Consider the following 15,995-nt stretch of genomic DNA (forward strand, 5'->3'; position numbering starts at 1 on the left):
GGCTCCCTGCCCACCCGCCCCATTGGTGCGCTCCGCGCCGGGGCGGTGGTGGGCCTGACCGCGCTAGGCGCGGTGAGCCCGGCAGGGCCGCGGGCCCGTGGCGGCTGCGTCGCCGGGTGCCGTCGGCGCTTCCCGCCGGTTCCCCGCCCACCCGCGCCTTTGGCGCGCTCCGCGCCGGGCGGAGCCAGCCCGACCGCGCTACGCGCGGTGAGTCCGGCAGGGCCGCGGGCCCGTGGCGGCTGCGCCGCCGGGCCGCGCGACGACCCGCCCGGAGGGCGGGTGGGTGGGCGCGGCCCCGCACGGCCGCCAGGCCGGCCTCGGCGGCTGCGCCGCCCGGTCGGGCCGGCGGGCCGACGCCCGGCGGACCGCTACTCCACGAGTTCGTCGCCGTAGTCGAGGATCTGGTCGTCCTCCGGCGCGTGCAGGTCGAAGTCCTCGTCCCAGTCGGACATCAGCAGCTCGCCCGCCTCCCCCGGCCGCTGGAGCCGCAGCGGGTACGGCGTGCCGATCAGCGCCACGTCCAGCGTGCCGCCGGCGCCGCCGTCCGCGAGCACGCTGATCGTCTGCGCGCCGTCGACCTCGCTTCGCTCCCCCACCTCGCGTTCGCCGTCCAGCGTCAGCAGGTTCTCGAGGAGCACGTCCATGTCCGTGAAGGCGCTCAGCTGCTCGTAGGCCGGGTCGTCCTCCACCACCCGCACGTACATGCCCTCGAGGGTCTCCGCCGGGTCGGACTCCAGCTCCTCGGGGATGCCCTCGCTCTCCCAGAAGGCCGCGTCGGCCTTCATGTAGAGGTCCTGCTCGACCCGCAGCAGCTCGAAGGTCTCGCCGCCCTCCGCCGAGACCTCGCCGAAGCCGCCGTCCAGGCCGAGCCGCACGTCGAGCCGGAACGACTCGCCCTCGGTGATCACCGTGCCGGAGAGCCGTACCGTCCTGGCCTCGTCCGCCGCCGCCACGGCGCGCTCCTCGATCTCCGCCGGTGTGAGGCTCGCGAGCCCGTTGGTGCCCGCGTCCGGGTCCTCCTCTCCGCCACCGCAGCCGACCGTGCCCAGCGCGAGTAAGCCGGCGCACCCCACGGCCGTCACAACCCTGCGCCAACCGGGGAAGGTTGAGGACACGGAAGATGTCACGTCGACTGCCTCTCGTCGAGGTCACGGGCCGGTGAGGCGCAGCGTACCGGCATGCCGGCGCGCCCCCGCACGGGGCCGGGGGCGGGGGCGCTCCCGTGACGGCGCGTCGGCCGTACCATCGGGGCATGGCTACCGATACTCCCCTCCTCACCGAGGACGCCGTCCGTTCCGCGCTGAGCCGGGTGAACGATCCGGAGATCCACCGCCCGATCACCGACCTCGGCATGGTCAAGTCGATCGACATCGCGGCGGACGGCACCGTGGGCGTCGGGGTGTATCTGACGGTCCAGGGCTGCCCGATGCGGGACACCATCACCAGTGGGGTGCGCGACGCCGTGGGCGCGCTGCCCGGCGTGCGCGAGGTGCGCGTGGAGCTCGACGTGATGAGCGACGAGCAGCGCAAGGAGCTGGCGACGACGCTGCGCGGCGGCCAGGCGGAGCGCGAGGTGCCGTTCGCCAAGCCGGGCTCGCTGACCAGGGTGTACGCGGTCGCGTCGGGCAAGGGCGGGGTCGGCAAGTCCTCGGTCACGGTGAACCTGGCGGCGGCGCTGGCGGCCGACGGGCTCAAGGTCGGCGTGGTCGACGCGGACATCTACGGCCACTCGGTGCCCCGGATGCTGGGCACGGACGCCCGCCCCACCCAGGTGGAGAACATGATCATGCCGCCGTCGGCGAACGGCGTGAAGGTGATCTCGATCGGGATGTTCACGCCGGGCAACGCGCCGGTGGTGTGGCGTGGCCCGATGCTCCACCGGGCGCTGCAGCAGTTCCTGGCCGACGTCTACTGGGGCGACCTCGACGTGCTGCTGCTCGACCTGCCGCCCGGCACCGGCGACATCGCGATCTCGGTGGCGCAGCTGGTGCCCAACGCGGAGATCCTGGTGGTCACCACCCCGCAGCAGGCGGCGGCCGAGGTGGCCGAGCGCGCCGGCTCGATCGCGGTGCAGACGCACCAGAAGATCGTCGGCGTGGTGGAGAACATGTCGGGGCTGCCGTGCCCGCACTGCGGGGAGATGGTGGACGTCTTCGGCACCGGCGGCGGCCAGCGGGTCGCCGAGGGGCTCACCAGGGCGACCGGCGCCGAGGTGCCGGTGCTCGGCACCATCCCGATCGACGTGCGGCTGCGGGAGGGCGGCGACGCGGGCAAGCCCGTCGTGCTGTCCGACCCGGACTCGCCCGCCGGCGCCTCGCTGCGCCAGGTGGCCGCCGCGCTCGGCGGGCGGCGGCGCGGCCTGGCGGGGCTCTCGCTCGGGCTCACGCCGCGCGCCAAGTTCTGACCCGCGCCGGTCGGCGCGGGTCGGTCGCGGCCAGCGGCTAGGCGTAGCTCTCGATGTCCTTGACGACGGCGAAGCCGAGGCCGTAGGCGCTCATGCCGCGGCCGTAGGCGCCGATGTGCACCTCGCGGTGGGCAGCGCCGGCGAGCACCCAGCCGTACTCGGACTCGCGGTAGTGGAAGTCGGTCGGCACCCCGTCCACCGGCAGTGACAGCATCGACCAGCCGCCGCCGTTCAGGTCGTCGGCGAGCTCCCAGGCGATGGCGGTCTGCTGCTCGAGCCAGTCCTGCCGCAGGACGCGCTCCATCTGCGCCGGCCAGGTGCAGGACAGCAGGCCCGAGCCGGCCAGCCAGGCGGCCGAGGAGACCGAGGTGGCCTCCAGCACGCCCGTGCCGTCCGGGCTGCGCCGCACCGGGCGGCTGGCGACGGTCACCACGACGGCGAACCGCTGGTCGTCGTGGCCGAGCTCGGCGCGCAGCGAGGGCTCGTCGCCGTGGCCCGTCGAGCCGTGTTCGACGGTGCCGTCCGCCGCCATGCCCACCTGCATCAGCCAGCGCGGCCCGCTGAACGCCTCGTCCAGCCCGTACCAGGGGAAGCCGGCCGACAGGAACCCCTCTACGGCGCGGCGCGCCCCCGGCACCCCCTGCGGGGTCTCGTCCCCGGACTCACCAGGGCCGCCTGTCGCGTCCTGCGGCTCTGCCTGACTGGTGGTCTCCATCTAACGCGACGCCTCCTCGTTGCCCTCGTCCTGGGCACACCCCGGACATAGGGAGGATAGCCATCCGCATCGGAGGTGTCCGGGCATGCCGGGAGCCCGGGCGGAGCCTTACCCCGGGAAGGCGGTGGATTCCACTCAGGTGGCGTCGGCGTCGAAGGGGGCGGCGGGCTGGGCCTCGGCGGCCGGCCTGGCGCCCTTGTCGAGGTTGACCGCCCCGCCGCTGCCGGCGGCGGCCGCCGCGGCGCCGGTGGCCGGCTTCGACAGGTCGGCCTTGCCGAGGACGGTCTCGTCGAGGCCGGCCTTGTCCAGGCTGGTGCGCGGGGTGGTCGCCCGGCCGTTGATCGCGTCGCTGACCTCGGTCAGCTCCTTGCGCACGTCCAGGCTGCTGGTGAGCTCCTTGAGCCCGTACTCGTCCTTGTCGAGCAGGTGCTTCTTGGCGAACGTCCGCGGGTTCAGGTCCTCGAACTCGAAGTCCTTGAACTCGGGGCCGAGCTCCTCCCTGATGTCCCGCTTGGCGGAGTCCGAGAACTCGCGGATCTTGCGCAGGACGCGGGCCGCGTCCTGGATCATCTTCGGCAGCTTCTCGGGCCCGAAGACGAGGATGGCGAGGACGATGAGGGTGATGAACTCCAGTGACCCTATGTCGAAGAACATCCGTCAGCTCCCTCATGCAAGCGGTTGATGCAAAACGGTACCTGGCCGCGGCGCCGGACGGGAGATACCGGACCCCACCGGGGGGTGAACGGTCGGTGTGGGACCCGGCGGTCACTCACCGGCCGACTCCCCGAGGGTGACGACCAGCTCCAGGTTCTCCCCGCCGCGCTCCACCGTCAGCGTCAGCTCGTCGCCCGGGCGGTGGCTGCGGATCTTCACGATCAACTCGTCGCCGCTGCGCACCCGGTCGCCGTCCACGGCGGTGATCACGTCGCCGTCCTCGACGCCGGCCTGGTCGGCCGGGCCGCCGGGCACCACGGCCGGGTCGCCGGTCGAGCTGCCGACCCGGGCGCCGTCGCCGAGGTAGCCGGTGTCGAGCGTCACACCGATCACGGGATGGGTGGCGCGGCCGGTGTTGATCAGCTGCTCGGCGACGTCCTTGGCCTGGTTGATGGGGATGGCGAAGCCGAGCCCGACGCTGCCGCCCTGGGCGCCGCCTTCCAGACCGCCGCTGTCGCCGGTGCGGATGGCGCTGTTGACGCCGATGACCCGGCCGTTGACGTCCACCAGGGGGCCGCCCGAGTTGCCCGGGTTGATCGGGGCGTCGGTCTGGAGCGCGTTGACATAGCTGATGTCGGAACCGTCGACCTCCTCGCCGCCGGCGGTGATGGGCCGCTCGGTGGCGCTGATGATGCCCGAGGTGACGGTGCCCTCCAGGTCGAAGGGGGCGCCGATGGCCACCACCGGGTCGCCGACCCGCACCGCGTCGGAGTCGCCGAGCTCGACGGGGGTGAGCCCGGAGACGCCGGTGACCCTGACCACGGCCAGGTCGTAGCCGCTGTCCTGCCCGACGACCTCGGCGCGGGCGGTGTCGCCGCTGCCGAAGGTGACCTCTATCACGCCGTTGGCTCCGGCGGGGCGGACCACGTGGGCGTTGGTGAGGATGTGCCCGGTGTCGTCGAGCACGAAGCCGGTGCCGGTGCCGGCCGCGCCGCCGCCCGAGACGTGCAGGGTGACGACGGCGGGCAGCACGGCGTCCGCGATGCCGGCGATGCTGCCCTCGGCCGGCGGGTTGGACTCGGCGCGGGTCTGCGGGAGCCGCACGTCGCTGAAGGCGCCGTTGCGCTCCAGGTAGATGCCGACGGTGCCGCCGAGGATGCCGGCGAGCAGGGCGATCAGCGCGGCCGCGGCCACCAGGCGGACGGGCCGGCGGCCGGCGGGCTCCGGCTCGGGCCCGGCCGGCGCGCCGGGCGCCGGGGGCATGGCGTGGGAGACGGCCCAGGGGTCGTAGCGGCCGGCCGGCTGGGCGCCGGGCAGCGCGGTCGTGCCGGTGGTGGACGCCACGGGCGGCGGCGGGAAGGCCCCGGGGGGCAGGCCGGTGCCGGCCGGCGGGGTGGTGGCGCCGGGCGGCGGCACGAAGGTGCCGGCGGGCGGCGTCGGGTTGGGGCGCTGGACGGGCGGCGCGGGGGCCCAGGGGCCCGGCTGGCCGTACGGCGGCGTGCCGTACGGGTCATGGCCGGGACGGGAGTCGGCGTCGCCGTCCGGCCGCTGCCCGGCGGCCCCCCAGTGGGCCTGGGAGCCTCCCTGGCGGCCGGGCAGGCCATTCCCCTTGTCCATCGCAGCTGATCCCCATCGTCGTCGGCGCCGCCCCCACTCGGGCGACGCCCTGCTGTTCCGCGCCTACCGCGCCGTTCCGGCGCGGGGAGCCCGGCACTGCACTGAACACTGACTGAAGACTGAATTGAACCAGGTCAGTCGTCCGAAATCAGCGGGGGCTCACGACTCCCGGAACGCCGGACTCCGCCGCCACCGCGGAGCCGGCGGACGTGGGGGCCACGGGGCCGGGCGTCAGCTCGAGCGTCAGCAGGGGAAGCAACTGGCCGTTGGTCACCATGGGGCCCACCGAGCCGCTCAGACCGACCGACTGCGCGGTGAGCACGGAGACCGGGCGGATGTCCTTGTCGGAGCGGCCGGCCGCGGTGCGCGCCACGGCGAGGGGGTTGAGGCTGCCGGGCGAGACCGTGCTGGGCGCCGAGGAGCCGCCGCCGGCCGAGGTGAACGCGCCGACCCCGCCCATTACGCCGCCGAGCGCGAACGCGGCGACGGAGACCGCGCCGGCCGCGGCGAAGGCGAGCCGGTGGCTCCGGTGCCCCCGGGCCGAGCCCGGCTGGTGTATGCGGAAGCCTCGCTCCGAGCCCAGCCTGGGCGGGCCGAGCAGCGACTCGCCGTCCTTGCCGCCGGGCAGCAGGCCCAGGCCGAAGCCACCGGAGCCCGCGCCCTCGGGCGGACCTGGCGGCTCCTGCGAGCCGGGCTCGGCCCGCTCCCTGCCGGCGGTGGCCGGCAGGCCCTGGAGCCTGGCGAGCAGCCCGGCCGACGGGACGGGCAGCGGGCTGCTGGCGAAGACGCTCTTCAGCTCACGCTGCGCGTCCGCCTCCGCCTTACAGCTGGGACAGGTGGCGAGGTGGGCGAGCACCCGGTCGCGGCTGTCGTGCGACAGCTCGCCGTCGACCAGGGCCGCCAGGCTCTCCCCGAGGTGGTGGTCAGCCGGGCCGGTCTCCGCGGCACTGCTCACTCGGCGGCCCCGCCTTCCCGCACGAGCGACGGGCCGGGCACCGTGGCGAGGAGGGGCTGCTGCGCCGCCACGCCACGGCCGCGCGGCGAGCGGTGCTTGAGGGCCTTGCGCAGGTGGGAACGGCCACGGTGGATGCGGCTGCGGACCGTGCCGAGCTTCACGCCGAGCGTGGTGGCGATCTCCTCGTAGCTCAGGCCCTCGATGTCGCAGAGCACCACGGCGGCGCGGAAGTCGGGCGCGAGGGTGTCGAGCGCCTGCTGCACGTCCGCGTCGAAGTGGGTGTCGTTGAAGTGCTGTTGGGGGGTGGGCTCACGGCTCGGCAGCCGGTCGGCGGCGTCCTCAGCGAGGGCGTCGAACCTGATGCGCTGCTTGCGGCGGACGGAGTCCAGGAACAGGTTGGTGGTGATGCGGTGCAGCCAGCCCTCGAACGTGCCCGGGGTGTAGGTGGACAGCGAGCGGAAGACGCGGACGAAGACCTCCTGCGTCAGGTCCTCGGCGTCGTGCTGGTTGCCCGTGAGGCGGTAGGCGAGCCGGTAGACCCGGGCGCTGTGGGTGCTGACGATCTCTTCCCAGCTGGGCGGTGCCCAGCTCTGGCCGTCGCCTCCGGTGGTGAACGTCGCGACGGCACTCGTGGCGGTCTCGCCGTCGATGGCCACGCCGGTGGCCTGTCCCCGGTCAGCGTCAGCGTTGTCTGTCACAGAATTCGGCCCGCCGGAGGACCGCAAAATGCGTCTCAGCACTCCGCGGCCAGCGGACGTGGCCGCACCTCCCCTGTCGGCTCTGGTGGTGTCCAGTCGGGTCCCTACCATAGCCACCTCGCCCGTTAGCTCCGGATAAGAAATATTCACCGCTTTCCCCGGCCCTCCCCCGCCGCGGTCGCCGCGGCCGGCGGAACGCCCGGGTGCACAAGGTCCAACGAGCACTCCGCGCGTCCTGTTCCCCCAGGAAGTCGATACCCTCAAAGCGCGTGACAGACGGGGACAGGAGAGGGCCATTACCGGCAACCGGCTGACGAGCTGGGCGTTCGCCGAGGCGTATGGCGCACCGGACGCCGAGACCGCCGAGGGTGCGGCGCTGTCCTGGGCCAGGGAGCGGTCGCGGGAGGCCGGCGTCCGCGCCGTCACGCCCGGCAACGGCGACGCGCTGCGGCTGCTCGCCGCCGCCGGCGGCGCCCGGGCCGTGGTGGAGATCGGCACCGGCACCGGCGTCTCCGGGATGTACCTCCTCCGCGGGATGCGCCCCGAGGGCGTGCTGACCACCGTCGACACGGAGCCGGAGCGGCAGCAGTTCGCGCGGCAGGCGTTCCGGATGGCCGGCCACGCGCCGAACCGGGCGCGGTTCATCCCGGGCCACGCCCTCGACGTGCTGCCCAGGCTCACGGACGGCGGCTACGACCTGGTGTTCTGCGACGGCGACCGCCTCGAGTACCTGGAGTACCTCGCAGAATCGTTGCGGCTGCTGCGGCCCGGCGGCCTGGTCTGCTTCGCCGGGGTGTTCGCCGGCGGCCGCACGGTGGACTCGGCGGCCCAGCCCACCGAGGTGCGCAGGCTGCGGGAGCTGCTGCGCACGGTGCGGGAGAGCAGGGAACTGATGCCGGCGCTGCTGCCGGTCGGCGACGGGCTGCTGTGCGCGGCCCGCGCCTGGACCCCCTGACGCGAAACGGCGCCGCCCCGGGGGTCCGGGGCGGCGCCGAGTACGAAGGATCGGCCCAGCGGCTCGGGATGCCGCCCAGACGAGGTCTGGGGGGACTCAGCCGGTCACCTTCTTGAGCTCCTCATCGAGTGCCACCGCCTCGTCCGGGGTCAGCTCGACGACGAGTCGGCCACCGCCCTCAAGCGGAACGCGCATGATGATGCCCCGCCCCTCCTTGGTCACCTCAAGCGGACCATCGCCCGTCCGCGGCTTCATGGCCGCCATGCTCGTTCCCCTTCCTGAACCAAGCTCATCGCGACCGGTGCCCCGGGGGGTCACCGGCCTCGAACACATTGCTTCCGGCCATTATCCCGCATGGACGGTCCCGATGACCAACATCGGGCGGTATCCCTTCGGCAACGCGGGATCCCAAAACCACTCAATTCGGCGATTGACCGCGATAGCGCCGAGGCCTGGGACATCCTGTGAGACATGGCCGACACCGTGCTCTACGAAGCGACCGACGGTCTCGCCACCGTCACCCTGAATCGCCCGGAAGCGCTGAACGCCCTGAATCTCCCGACCAAGGAGGCCCTTCTCGCGGCGGTGCGCAGAGCGGCCGGCGACCCCGGCGTGCGGGCCGTCCTGCTGGCCGCCAACGGGCGCGCCTTCTGCGTCGGACAGGATCTCGCGGAACACGCCGACGCGCTCGCCGGCGAGCGGGTGGCGGACGCCGCCATGCGGACGGTGGCCGAGCACTACGGCCCCATCGCGCGCACCCTCGCCGAGATGCCCAAGCCGGTGGTCGCCGCCGTCAACGGGCCGGCGGCCGGCGCCGGGCTCGGCTTCGCGCTCGCCGCCGACTACCGCGTGGTGGCCGCCGGCGCCTCGTTCAACACGGCCTTCACCGCCATCGGCCTCACCGCCGACTCCGGCCTCTCCTGGACCCTGCCGCGCGTCGTCGGGCCGGCCCGCGCCGCCGACCTGCTCCTCTTCCCGCGCCGCGTCGACGCGGCCGAGGCCGAACGGCTCGGCATCGCGCAGCGCGTGGTGCCGGACGCCGAACTGCCGGCCGCGGCCAGGGAGGTCGCGGCCCGCCTGGCCGCGGGCCCGACGGTGGCCTACGCCGCGCTCAAGGAGGCGCTCGCCTTCGCGGCCGAGCACTCGCTCGCCGCGACCCTGGACCTGGAGAGCCGGCTGCAGACCACGGCGGGCTCGTCCGCCGACCACCGGGCGGCCGTCGCCGCGTTCCTCGCCAAGGAACGCCCCACGTTCGACGGCAGGTAGCCCGCGGCGCTCAGTCGCGCTCGGCGGCCGGTCCCTGGTCCTTGTGCAGCGCCAGGGCCTGCGCCCCGGCCAGCGCCGTCTCCAGCTCGGTGATCCGCGCGTCCCGCTCCGCCAGCTCGGCGGCCAGCCGGTCGAGCACGTCGTCCACCTCGGCCATCCGGTAGCCGCGTGGCGCGACCGGCAGCCGCACCCGCACCACGTCCGCCGGGCCGACCGGGCGGTCCCTGGGCAGCGGATCGTCGAGCCGGTCCGGCAACGCGTCCGCGAGCCCGCCGGTGGCCGGCCCGCCCGAGCCGTCCCCGCTGCCGAGCACCGCGAGCGTGACGGCGGCGATCACCACGACCATGGCGGCGACCAGAAACAAGAACATGCCTGCCTCCCCTTCTGCCTTCGGTGCGATGGTCGCATGCCGCACCCACGGCATGGGCCGCACGGGTTGGAGGTAGGTTCGTGGGTTGTGCGGAGAGAAGAGCGAACGCAGCGCGTGCTGCGCCTTGGGACACGCGAGTTCGGGCCCCACGAGCCCGTGATCATGGCGATCGTCAACCGCACCCCCGACTCCTTCTACGACCGGGGCGCCACCTTCGGCGACGAGGCGGCGCTGGCCCGGGTGGAGCGGGCGGTCGCCGAGGGCGCCGCCATCATCGACATCGGCGGGGTCAAGGCCGGCCCCGGCGCCGAGGTGGACGCGGACGAGGAGATCCGCCGCACGGTCGGCTTCGTCGCCGAGGTGCGGCGCCGGCACCCCGACGTGGTGATCAGCGTGGACACCTGGCGGCACGAGGTCGGCGAGGCCGTCTGCGAGGCCGGCGCCGACCTGCTCAACGACGCCTGGGGCGGCGTGGACCCACGCCTCGCCGAGGTCGCGGCCCGGCACGACGTCGGCCTGGTCTGCACCCACGCGGGCGGCGCCCGACCGCGCACCAGACCCCACCGGGTGGCCTACGAGGACGTGATGGCCGACGTCCTGCGGGTCACCGTCGGCCTCGCCGAGCGCGCAGTGGCGCTCGGCGTCCGGCGGGACGCGGTGCTGATCGATCCGGGCCACGACTTCGGCAAGTCCACCCGCCACTCGCTGGAGGCCACGCGCCGCCTCGACGAGATGACGGCGACGGGGTGGCCGGTGCTGGTGTCGCTCTCCAACAAGGACTTCGTCGGCGAGACGTTGGACCTGCCGGTGCGGGAGCGGCTGTTGGGCACGCTGGCGACGACGGCCGTCTCGGCGTGGCTGGGGGCGCGGGTGTACCGGGTGCACGAGGTGGCGGAAACGCGGCAGGTGCTGAACATGGTGGCGAGCATCGCCGGCCACCGCGCGCCGGCGGCGACGCGCCGCGGCCTCGCCTGACACGACGCGCGGCGGCTCCGGCCACGCCGGTTTCCCCCACCCCCCCGCCCTTTTCGCGCTCCGCGCGGGCATGGCGCTCCGCGCCAGACCGGCGAGGCCGGCGAACCGGAGCGCACAAGCCCGCCGCCCGGCCACACCGCCGGCCCGGCGAAGCCGGCGGTGTGGCGCGCCGCGCCGAGCGCGCGGCAGCGGCCGGGGCCGGCGCCCGGCGCGGGCCCGGCGGAGCCGGGTGGGCCCGTGGGGGCCCGGGCGGGCGGCCGGAGGCCGGGGGCGGCGCAGCGGCCGCAGGGGCGTGGGGGGCGCGGGTCCTTCGGATCGGTAGGCCGGCAGGCCGGCCCGGCAGGCCGTTATGGTTTGGTCACCAGGGAGATCGCCTCGTCGACGTCGTCCGTCAGGTGGAAGAGCTCGCCGTCCTTGGCGGACGCCTTGCCCTGGGCGATCACCGTGTTCTGGAGCCAGTCGACCATGCCGCGCCAGTAGTCCGTGCCGAAGAGGACGATCGGGAAGCGCGTCACCTTGCGCGTCTGGACCAGGGTCAGCGCCTCGAAGAGCTCGTCGAGTGTGCCGAGGCCGCCCGGCAGGACCAGGAAGCCCTGTGCGTACTTCACGAACATCGTCTTGCGGACGAAGAAGTAGCGGAAGTTGACCCCGATGTCGACGAACTCGTTGAGCCCCTGCTCGAAGGGCAGTTCGATGCCGAGGCCCACCGAGACGCCGCCCGACTCGCTCGCGCCGCGGTTGGCGGCCTCCATCGCGCCGGGGCCGCCGCCGGTGATCACCGCGAAGCCGGCCTCCGCCAGGCCGCGGCCGATCCGGCGGCCGATCTCGTACTCGGGGGAGCCGACCGGCGTGCGGGCGGAGCCGAAGACGCTGACGGCGGGGCCGAGTTCGGCCAGCGCGCCGAAGCCCTCGACGAACTCCGACTGGATCCGCAGCACCCGCCACGGGTCCTGGTGCACCCAGTCGGACGGGCCCCTGGTGTCCAGCAGCCGCTGGTCGGCCGTGCCCGGCATCACCTGGTGGCGCCGCCGCACCACGGGGCCGAGGCGCTGCTCCCGGCTCGGGCCCTCCTCGTCCGTCACCTCAGTCACTCCGACTCCTTCCTCTCTCCGCCGCCGTCGGACAGCCACGCGCGCAGCCGCTCCTCGCAGCGCAGGATCATCTCGACGGGCACCCGCTCGTCCCGCTTGTGGGCCAGATTGGGGTCGCCCGGGCCGTAGTTGACCGCGGGAACACCAAGGGCACTGAAACGGGAGACGTCCGTCCAGCCGAACTTCGGTCGCGGTTCGCCGCCCACCGCCACGATGAACGCCTTAGCCGCCGGGTGCGAGAGCCCCGGCAGCGCGCCGGGCGAGTGGTCCTCGACCACGAACTCGGCGACGCCGCAGTCCGCGAAGACCTCCTCGACGTGCGCGATCGCCGCCCGCTCGTCGCGGTCGGGGGCGTAGCGGTAGTTGACCGCGACGACGCACTCGTCGGGGATCACGTTGCCGGCCACGCCGCCCTCGACGCGGACGGCGTTCAGCCCCTCGTGGTACTCGAGGCCGTCGATGACGGGCCGGCGCGGCTCGTAGGCGGCGAGCCTGGCGAGCACCGGGGCGGCGGCGTGGATCGCGTTGGCGCCCATCCAGGAGCGCGCCGAGTGGGCGCGCTGGCCCCGCAGCCGCAGCAGCATCCGCAGGGTGCCCTGGCAGCCGCCCTCGACCTCGCCGAGGGAGGGTTCGAGCAGCACCGCGAAGTCGCCGGCCAGCCAGTCGGGTCGCTCGGCGGCCAGGTGGCGCAGGCCGTTCCGCTCGGCCTCGACCTCCTCGTTGTCGTAGAAGACGAAGGTGAGGTCGCGGTTGGGGCGCGGCACGGTGGCCGCGATCCGCAGCTGCACGGCCACCCCGGACTTCATGTCGCTGGTGCCGCAGCCCCACAGCACGCCGTCGTCGTCGATCCTGGACGGCACGTTGTCGGCGATGGGCACGGTGTCGATGTGCCCGGCGAGCACGACCCGCTCCGGGTGGCCGAGGTCCGTGCGCGCCACCACGTTGTTGCCGTACCGGTCGACGCGCAGCCAGGGGAGCCGGCGCAGCGCGGCCTCCACCGCGTCGGCCAGCGGCCGCTCGGTCCCGCTGACGGACGGGATGTCGACGAGTCGCGCGGTCAGCGCGGCGGCGTCCAGGTCAAGGTCCAGGTCGAGGTCCTGAGGGGGCGGTTCCATGGGGTCACGGTACCCGGACCGGCTAGTCTCTTCGGGTGCCAGAAAGGACGAGCGTCAAGCGCGGTCGCCGGGTCGCCCGCGGCGTGTCCGCCGTGGTGGTCCTGGCGGGGCTCGGGGCCTACGTCTTCGTGTACCAGCAGTCGGACCAGAGCGGTCCGCCGCACTGCGTGGTGACGGGCGAGGGCGACGAGTCGTACACGATGGACCCGGAGCAGGCGGCCAACGCCGCGACCATCGCCGCCGTGGCCTCGGCACGCGAGCTGCCGGAGCGTGCGGTGACGATAGCCCTGGCCACGGCGATGCAGGAGTCGGAGCTGCGCAACATCGACTTCGGGGACCGGGACTCGCTCGGCCTCTTCCAGCAGCGTCCCTCACAGGGCTGGGGCACCGAGGCCGAGGTGATGGACCCGGTGTACGCGGCGGGCGCGTTCTACGAGCGTCTCGTCGAGGTCTCGGAGTACGAGACGATGCCGCTCACCGAGGCGGCGCAGGAGGTGCAGCGCAGCGCCTTCCCCGACGAGTACGCCAAGCACGAGCCGAACGCGTCGCTACTGGCCGCCGCGCTGACCGGGCGGGCCGCCGCGGCGCTCAACTGCACGGTGGACACGGCGGCCGAGGAGCGGGTGACCGGCAGCGTCGCGGCGGTGAACGAGCGGATGGTGCGCGAGTTCGGCGAGGGCGTCGAGACGGTCGGCGACGGGGCGCTGTTGACGGTGTCGGTGCCGGGTTCCGAGGAGACCGGCCGGGGCTGGGAGTTGGCGCACTGGTCGCTGGCCCATTCGGCGGAGCTGGGCATCGAGCGGATCACCTTCGGGAGCCTCGTGTGGGAGGCGGACCGGTCCCGCGAGGGCTGGCGGCAGGCGGGCGCGGAGGGCGGCCGGACGGCGGCGGATTCCGGCGCGGAACTGCGGCTCGGGCTCGCGGCGGAGTAACTACCGGAATATTGCCGGAGTTACGTCGGCCACGCCGTTGACGGCCCTTGTCGCAAAGGGCGGTTCGCGAATTCACCGGCGGGTGCGGTGCGCGCCGGGCGCCCGTTTTCCGTGCGCCACCGCGGCCCCGATAATGCGACGCATTACCAATCCTTTACCGTCGGGAGCCGCAACTTCCACCCGCCCGGGACCGATAGGCACAGCGCCGTAACGGCATCATTCACACGGCCTTACCCAGGGTGAAGGAGCCTCATGTCGAACCCCCTCAGGACCCGCATGGCCAAGGCGGCGCTGCTGCTGGCGGCGAGCGCCGCGCCCGTCGTCGGCGCGGCCGGCCAGGCCAGCGCGGCCGGGCCGTTGCTCGACCCCAACGTGAACGGTCTGGACGCGACCCAGCTGCTCTCGCTCGACGAGCAGAGCGTGAACGACGCGACCGAGGCGGTGGACGGGGTGGCGACGCCGGTGCTGGAGGAGCTGGCCGGTCCGGTGGTCGAGGCGGCGATGCCCGTCGTGATGCCGGTGGTCCGTGATCTGGGCGAGCGGGCCGCCAGGGACGCGGGCCCGATGCTCCAGGAGGCCGTCACCACGGTCACCGGCGAGCCGCCGACCACCCAGCAGATCCTCGACAGCGTGCCCACCGTCGACGACAAGATGAACGACATCTCACTGCTCTAGCGCTCCGCGCTCGCGCGGCGGCGGCAGGGCGCCGCCGCGCGGGCCGGTTCAGCTCAGCCGGCGCACGGCCTCGGCGACCCGCTCGTCCGTCGCGGTGAAGGCCACCCGCACGAACCGCTCCCCCGCCGCCCCGTAGAACTCCCCGGGCGCGACCAGGATGCCCTCCTTGCTCAGCTCCGCGACCGTGTCCCAGCAGGGCTCGTCGCGCGTGGCCCAGAGGTACAGCGAGGCCTCGCTGTGCTCGACGCGGAAGCCGCGCCCGGTGAGCGCCTCCCGCAGCGCGGCGCGCCTGGCCGCGTACCTGGCGCGCTGCTCGGCGACGTGCGCGTCGTCGCCGAGTGCGGCCGCCATCGCCGCCTGGACCGGCGCGGGCAGCATCATCCCGGCGTGCTTCCTGATGCCGAGCAGCTCGCCCAGCACGGCCCGGTCGCCGGCCAGGAAGGCCGCGCGGTAGCCGGCCAGGTTGGAGCGCTTGGAGAGCGAGTGGACGGCCACGATGCCGGTGCTGTCGCCGCCGCACACGTCCGGGTGGAGCACGGAGACCGGGTCGCTCTCCCAGCCGAGCTCCAGGTAGCACTCGTCGCTGAACAGCAGCACCCCGTGCTCGCGCGCCCAGGCCACCACGGCCCGCAGCCGCTCGGCCGACAGCACCCGACCCGTCGGGTTGCCCGGCGAGTTGAGCCAGAGCAGCCGCAGCCCGGTCGGGTCGAGCTCGGTCGGGTCGCCCTGGTAGGGCACGGGCTCGGCGCGCGCGAGGCGGGCGCCGACCTCGTAGGTCGGGTAGGCCGGCTCCGGGTAGGCGACCCGGTCGCCGGGGCCGAGCCCCAGCTGGGCGGGGAGCGCGGCCACCAGCTCCTTGGAGCCGATCACCGGCAGCACGTTGTGGTGGTCGAGGCCGACCGTCCCGGTGCGCCGCGCCAGCCAGCCCAGGATCGCCTCGCGCAGCGCGGCGGTGCCCCAGACCGTCGGGTAGCCGGGGCTGTCGGCCGCGCCGGCCAGCGCGTGCCTGATCAGCTCGGGCACCGGGTCGACCGGGGTGCCCACGGACAGGTCGACGATCCCGCCGCCGTGTGCGGCCGCCGTGGCCTTGTACGGTTCGAGCCGGTCCCAGGGGAAGACCGGGAGACGGGCGGAGACGCGGGACGACGACACGGGGTGGCTCACTCTCTGAAAGCTCGGTCCCGCACGGCTGACGCCGCGCGGGACCGGTGACTCACGACATCGGTTCGAAGGGTCACTCGTCGTGCTGCTGCGGGGGCAGCGCGGCGACCAGCGGGTGGTCGCGCTCGATCAGGCCGAGCTTGCTGGCCCCACCGGGGGAGCCCAGCTCGTCGAAGAACTCGACGTTGGCCTTGTAGTAGTCCTTCCACTCCTCGGGGACGTCGTCCTCGTAGAAGATGGCCTCAACCGGGCAGACCGGCTCGCAAGCACCGCAGTCGACGCACTCGTCGGGGTGGATGTAGAGGGCGCGCTCCCCCTCGTAGATGCAGTCGACAGGGCATTCCTCGATACATGCCTTGTCCTTCAGGTCGACACAAGGCTCCGCGATGACGTAGGTCACGCTGTCTGTCCT

The 15,995-nt window shown here is 74.0% G+C and carries 18 protein-coding genes; 6 read left to right on the top strand and 12 right to left on the bottom strand.

All coding sequences use genetic code 11. The features are described from left to right. Positions 1 to 368: 368 nt before the first annotated feature. Positions 369 to 1,082: a hypothetical protein gene (locus RNC47_RS26070; protein WP_311602099.1), complete on the bottom strand. Its 714-nt coding sequence runs from the start codon at positions 1,080 to 1,082 to the stop codon at positions 369 to 371. Positions 1,083 to 1,252: 170 nt separating this feature from the next. On the opposite strand from RNC47_RS26070, the gene RNC47_RS26075 reads away from it, so the two are divergent. Beyond that, positions 1,253 to 2,404: an Mrp/NBP35 family ATP-binding protein gene (locus RNC47_RS26075; RefSeq protein ID WP_311602101.1), complete on the top strand. Its 1,152-nt coding sequence runs from the start codon at positions 1,253 to 1,255 to the stop codon at positions 2,402 to 2,404. Positions 2,405 to 2,441: 37 nt separating this feature from the next. Here the strand turns inward: RNC47_RS26075 and RNC47_RS26080 are convergent, their stop codons facing one another. From RNC47_RS26080 to sigE, 5 genes are all read right to left on the bottom strand, one after another. Next, entirely contained in the window at positions 2,442 to 3,119 is a 678-nt protein-coding gene (locus tag RNC47_RS26080; RefSeq protein ID WP_311602103.1) for a hypothetical protein, read from the bottom strand. 135 nt (positions 3,120 to 3,254) lie between these two features. Further along, positions 3,255 to 3,773 carry a sec-independent translocase gene (locus tag RNC47_RS26085; protein WP_311602104.1) on the bottom strand — a complete coding sequence of 173 codons (519 nt, stop codon included), beginning with the start codon at positions 3,771 to 3,773 and terminating at the stop codon, positions 3,255 to 3,257. A gap of 111 nt (positions 3,774 to 3,884) precedes the next feature. Then, positions 3,885 to 5,390 carry a S1C family serine protease gene (locus RNC47_RS26090; protein WP_311602106.1) on the bottom strand — a complete coding sequence of 502 codons (1,506 nt, stop codon included), beginning with the start codon at positions 5,388 to 5,390 and terminating at the stop codon, positions 3,885 to 3,887. 148 nt (positions 5,391 to 5,538) lie between these two features. After that, positions 5,539 to 6,345, bottom strand: a complete 807-nt coding sequence (locus RNC47_RS26095) for an anti-sigma factor family protein (protein WP_311602107.1) — start codon at positions 6,343 to 6,345, stop codon at positions 5,539 to 5,541. Continuing rightward, positions 6,342 to 7,154 carry an RNA polymerase sigma factor SigE gene (sigE, locus tag RNC47_RS26100; protein WP_311602108.1) on the bottom strand — a complete coding sequence of 271 codons (813 nt, stop codon included), beginning with the start codon at positions 7,152 to 7,154 and terminating at the stop codon, positions 6,342 to 6,344. Before sigE ends, RNC47_RS26095 begins: the two co-directional genes overlap by 4 nt. 124 nt (positions 7,155 to 7,278) lie before the next feature. On the opposite strand from sigE, the gene RNC47_RS26105 reads away from it, so the two are divergent. Beyond that, a complete protein-coding gene (locus tag RNC47_RS26105; protein ID WP_311602164.1) occupies positions 7,279 to 7,998 on the top strand; it encodes an O-methyltransferase in 720 nt (239 codons plus the stop codon). 96 nt (positions 7,999 to 8,094) lie between these two features. Here RNC47_RS26105 and RNC47_RS26110 read toward each other — a convergent pair whose 3' ends face one another. Next, positions 8,095 to 8,262 carry a DUF3117 domain-containing protein gene (locus RNC47_RS26110; protein WP_019434894.1) on the bottom strand — a complete coding sequence of 56 codons (168 nt, stop codon included), beginning with the start codon at positions 8,260 to 8,262 and terminating at the stop codon, positions 8,095 to 8,097. Between the two features lie 207 nt (positions 8,263 to 8,469). On the opposite strand from RNC47_RS26110, the gene RNC47_RS26115 reads away from it, so the two are divergent. After that, on the top strand, positions 8,470 to 9,264 hold the full coding sequence (locus tag RNC47_RS26115) for an enoyl-CoA hydratase/isomerase family protein (protein ID WP_311602112.1): 795 nt from the start codon (positions 8,470 to 8,472) through the stop codon (positions 9,262 to 9,264). 10 nt (positions 9,265 to 9,274) lie between these two features. Here the strand turns inward: RNC47_RS26115 and RNC47_RS26120 are convergent, their stop codons facing one another. Next, positions 9,275 to 9,634, bottom strand: a complete 360-nt coding sequence (locus tag RNC47_RS26120; protein ID WP_311602114.1) for a DivIVA domain-containing protein — start codon at positions 9,632 to 9,634, stop codon at positions 9,275 to 9,277. A gap of 162 nt (positions 9,635 to 9,796) precedes the next feature. Between RNC47_RS26120 and folP the strand changes: the two genes are divergently transcribed. Next, the gene (gene folP, locus RNC47_RS26125; protein ID WP_311602116.1) at positions 9,797 to 10,609 is read left to right on the top strand and encodes a dihydropteroate synthase; all 813 of its coding nucleotides are present in this window, start codon (positions 9,797 to 9,799) and stop codon (positions 10,607 to 10,609) included. A gap of 347 nt (positions 10,610 to 10,956) precedes the next feature. Here folP and RNC47_RS26130 read toward each other — a convergent pair whose 3' ends face one another. Together RNC47_RS26130 and dapE are read right to left on the bottom strand one after the other, a co-directional pair. Next, complete coding sequence (locus RNC47_RS26130) at positions 10,957 to 11,691, bottom strand: LOG family protein (protein ID WP_311602166.1); 735 nt, start codon at positions 11,689 to 11,691, stop codon at positions 10,957 to 10,959. Between the two features lie 5 nt (positions 11,692 to 11,696). Further along, positions 11,697 to 12,815 (bottom strand): succinyl-diaminopimelate desuccinylase, encoded by a 1,119-nt coding sequence (gene dapE / locus RNC47_RS26135; RefSeq protein ID WP_311602117.1) that lies wholly within the window; start codon positions 12,813 to 12,815, stop codon positions 11,697 to 11,699. Between the two features lie 35 nt (positions 12,816 to 12,850). Here dapE and RNC47_RS26140 point away from each other — a divergent pair, with 35 nt between their 5' ends. Continuing rightward, the gene (locus tag RNC47_RS26140) at positions 12,851 to 13,747 is read left to right on the top strand and encodes a hypothetical protein (RefSeq protein WP_311602118.1); all 897 of its coding nucleotides are present in this window, start codon (positions 12,851 to 12,853) and stop codon (positions 13,745 to 13,747) included. A gap of 252 nt (positions 13,748 to 13,999) precedes the next feature. After that, positions 14,000 to 14,422, top strand: coding sequence for an ATP-binding protein (locus tag RNC47_RS26145; protein ID WP_311602120.1), 423 nt, complete (start codon positions 14,000 to 14,002; stop codon positions 14,420 to 14,422). 48 nt (positions 14,423 to 14,470) lie between these two features. Here the strand turns inward: RNC47_RS26145 and dapC are convergent, their stop codons facing one another. Both dapC and fdxA read right to left on the bottom strand, forming a co-directional pair. Next, positions 14,471 to 15,586 (bottom strand): succinyldiaminopimelate transaminase, encoded by a 1,116-nt coding sequence (gene dapC, locus RNC47_RS26150; RefSeq protein WP_311602121.1) that lies wholly within the window; start codon positions 15,584 to 15,586, stop codon positions 14,471 to 14,473. A 70-nt stretch (positions 15,587 to 15,656) separates the two neighbouring features. Continuing rightward, positions 15,657 to 15,983, bottom strand: coding sequence for a ferredoxin (gene fdxA / locus RNC47_RS26155; RefSeq protein WP_132934125.1), 327 nt, complete (start codon positions 15,981 to 15,983; stop codon positions 15,657 to 15,659). Between the last annotated feature and the right edge of the window lie 12 nt (positions 15,984 to 15,995).

Source organism: Streptomyces millisiae (genome assembly GCF_031845425.1).
Classification (GTDB): Bacteria; Actinomycetota; Actinomycetes; order Streptomycetales; family Streptomycetaceae; genus Streptomyces; species Streptomyces millisiae.